This is a genomic window from Rhizobacter sp. P3_B12 (assembly GCF_056402895.1).
This window is the reverse complement of record NZ_JBFUGN010001100.1, coordinates 1-1,909: the sequence shown is the minus strand read 5'-3', so window position 1 is coordinate 1,909 and position 1,909 is coordinate 1. Positions and strand designations below refer to the sequence as shown.

3 protein-coding genes are annotated in these 1,909 nt (G+C 69.5%); all 3 read left to right on the top strand.

Features of this window, described 5'->3' with window-relative positions:
* Window positions 1–493, top strand: a 493-nt coding sequence (locus tag AC1D01_RS32575) for a DUF3426 domain-containing protein (RefSeq protein ID WP_477873634.1), incomplete at its 5' end; no start/stop codon positions are given.
* 48 nt (window positions 494–541) lie between these two features.
* On the top strand, window positions 542–1,447 hold the full coding sequence (locus AC1D01_RS32570; RefSeq protein WP_477873633.1) for a carbohydrate kinase family protein: 906 nt from the start codon (window positions 542–544) through the stop codon (window positions 1,445–1,447).
* 189 nt (window positions 1,448–1,636) lie between these two features.
* On the top strand, window positions 1,637–1,909 hold a 273-nt coding region (locus AC1D01_RS32565), incomplete at its 3' end, for a prefoldin domain-containing protein (protein WP_477873632.1).

The following is a 1,909-nucleotide window of genomic DNA, read 5'->3' as shown; positions in this document are numbered from 1 at the left end:
GGCCCGCCAGCGCGAGCGCTGGCGCAGCCCGTGGGTGCGGGGCCTGCTGTCGCTGTGCACACTCGGGCTGGTCGCCGCCCTGGTCGGCCAGGCGGCGCTGCACTTCCGCGACACGATCGCCGCGCAGTGGCCCGACACGAAACCGTGGCTCGCGATGGCCTGCAGGCAATGGCATTGCGAGATCGGTGCGCCGCGCCGCATCGACGACCTGGTCGTCGAGAGCAGCGCGCTCGCGCCGGCCAATGGCGGCGCGGCCTACAAGCTGTCGGTCGTGCTGCGCAACCGCAGCACGTTGGCACTCGCGATGCCGTCGATCGACCTGAGCCTGAGCGACCCGAGCGGCCAGCTGGTCGCGCGGCGTGCGCTCGCGCCGTCGGACTTCCGCGTCGCGACGCCGGTGGTCGCGGCGGGCGCCGAGAGCAGCCTGCAGGTGCTGCTCTCCACCGACGGACGCCGCGTCAGCGGCTACACCGTCGAGATCTTCTATCCCTGATTCACCGACCCTGGACGCGAACGCCGCGTTCCTTTCCCGGAGCTTCCCATGTCAGCCCTCATCTGCGGATCCCTCGCCTTCGACACCATCACGATGTTCCCCGGCCGCTTCGCGCAGCAGATCCTGCCGGAGCAGGTGCACATCCTGAACGTGTCGTTCCTGGTGCCGACGCTGCGCCGCGAGTTCGGCGGCTGCGCCGGCAACATCGCCTACACGCTCGCCAAGCTGGGCGGCGAGCCGCTGGTGATGGCCACCGTGGGCGCCGACGACGTGGAGTACCGCGCGCGCATCGCGTCGTGGGGCGCCAGCACCGAGTTCGTGCGCAACGTGCCGGACAGCTACACCGCGCAGGCGATCATCATCACCGACACCGACAACAACCAGATCACCGCCTTCCACCCCGGTGCGATGCAGGCGGCGCACACGACGACGGTGCCGACCGACCGCGGCGTGCGCATCGCGATCGTCGCGCCCGACGGCCGCGACGCGATGCTGCAGCATGCGCAGCAGCTGGCCGATGCGCAGATCCCGTTCATCTTCGATCCGGGCCAGGGCCTGCCGATGTTCGACGGCGCCGAGCTGAACCGCTTCATCGCGCAGGCGAGCTGGGTGACGGTCAACGACTACGAGGCGCGCATGCTGTCGGAGCGCACCGGGTTGAGCATCGAGGCGATGTCGCGCTCGCACCTGTTGGGCGTCGTCGTGACGCTCGGCGCCGAGGGCTGCGAGCTGTGGGAGCAAGGCGTGCGCACGCTGGTGCCGGGCGTGCCGGCGACCGAGGTGCTCGACCCGACCGGCTGCGGCGACGCCTTCCGCGCCGCGCTGCTGTACGGCCTCGAACGCGGCTGGACACTCGCGCGCTGCGTCGCACTCGGCAACCGGATCGGCGCGCTGAAGATCGCCTGCCGCGGCGGCCAGAACCATGTGATCGATCGCACGGCACTCGGGGTGTGAGCGGAAGGTTCCCGAGAGCGAGGGGGTGACCCATCGGCATTTCCGGGATATCTTCACGCCCTGCGTCAGACAAATGTTGATACTGTCGTCGGGGTAGATCGGTTCGTCAGAAGGAGCCGGCAAAGGGAATACGCGATGCAGGCTTTCCAGTCACTCGTCCTGGCTTTCACGACACTCGCGCTCTGCGCAGTGACGTGGGGCGCATGCCATTGGTGGTACGGCCGCCGCCTGAAGGCCTTGCAGCAGAAGGTCGACAAGATGGAGAAGGCGCGGCACGTCGCCGGCCTGCACGCGCAGCAGGCGCGCAAGCAGATCGAGCAGCTGCACAAGCAGATGGCGGTGCTGCAGCAAAAGCGCAGCGACCTGCAGGCGGTGATGCAATCCCAGCTCGACGTCGACCTGCCGATGGCAGGTGGCCGCACGGCCTTCGGCGACGGCGCCCCCGCGCTGCCGCCCAACGGC

Coding starts and splice junctions, on each gene's coding strand:
- AC1D01_RS32570 (WP_477873633.1), top strand. CDS start 542: ATGTCAGCCCTCATCTGCGGATCCCTCGCCTTCGACACCATCACGATG.